This is a genomic window from Pseudomonas oryzihabitans (assembly GCF_032027545.1).
Classification (GTDB): domain Bacteria; phylum Pseudomonadota; class Gammaproteobacteria; order Pseudomonadales; family Pseudomonadaceae; genus Chryseomonas; species Chryseomonas oryzihabitans_F.
In genome coordinates this window covers 1-969 of sequence record NZ_JAVSJB010000082.1, presented here as the reverse complement: position 1 = coordinate 969, position 969 = coordinate 1, and the positions used below count along the sequence as shown (strand labels likewise).

Annotated in this window: 1 protein-coding gene and 1 pseudogene; both read right to left on the bottom strand. The window is 66.3% G+C overall.

Going from position 1 to position 969, the window contains the following annotated elements:
• The coding region (locus RND78_RS27805; protein WP_312733447.1) for a phospholipid carrier-dependent glycosyltransferase at positions 1–786 on the bottom strand (786 nt) is incomplete at its 3' end.
• A pseudogene (locus RND78_RS27800) lies at positions 783–969 on the bottom strand (4-deoxy-4-formamido-L-arabinose-phosphoundecaprenol deformylase); the annotation flags it as partial. The pseudogene RND78_RS27800 and the gene RND78_RS27805, both read right to left, overlap by 4 nt.

Here is a 969-nt window from a genome sequence, read left to right as displayed (position 1 = left end):
CACCGGCCCATAGAACCAGAAGGGTCGCTCGTGCTGGGCGTCGTCGCTGGCGAAACGCTGGATGTGCTCGTGCCAGAAGAAGAAGTTCCAGTAGTCCGGATCGCGGTGGGCCACCAGCAGCGCCCAGGGCGCCACCACCAGGGCCGCGACGATGACCGCCACGGGACCGCGGCAGATCAGCTCGAGGAACCGGCGTTGCCAGAGGAAGAAGGGCAGTGCCACCAGCACGGGCAACACCAGGGCGAGGAAGCCCTTGGTCAGCAGGCCGCAGCCGCAAGCCAGGCCCAGCAGTGCCCAGTTGCCCAGGGCTACGCCACGAGTGGTGGCTGCCTGGGCCTGCCAGAGGGCGAGCAAGGCCAGGGTCGTCCAGAAAGCGAATTGGGCATCCAGGGTCACGTAGGTAGACGACGCCGCTACCGCAAGGCAGGACAGGTAGAGCACGCCGGCCAGCAACGCCAGGAGACGCTCGCCCCAGATCAGGCGGGTCAGACGGACGACCAGGGCGGCGGTGGCGAGTCCGGCCAGTAGCGGGACCAGGCGCACACTGAGCAGCGAATCGCCCAGCCAGGCCTGGGCGATGGCCTGGGTCCAGTAGCCGCCGATGGGTTTTTCGAAATAGGGCAGGCCGAGGAAGTGGGGCACCACCCAGTCGCCGCTGCGCCAGAGTTCCTGGCCGATCTGGGCATAGCGCGATTCATCGGGAATCCACAGACCCCGCCAATTCAAGGGCAGCACGTACGCCAAGAGCGCAACGGGTAGTAACAACAGCAAACGCACACGACTCATTGTTGAACTCCTAACCATCCCTGGCGCCCTGCGAGGCTGCCGCGGACAACGCTTCCTTCTGGAAGCCCTTGTGGATCATCGGGCAGGCGTTCGCCTAGCGTCCCGAAGTGGATGTCCCGCTCCCGCGCGGCCTTGAGCAGGACGCGGAAATCCTCGGCGAAGGCGATGCCTTCCACCTCGGCG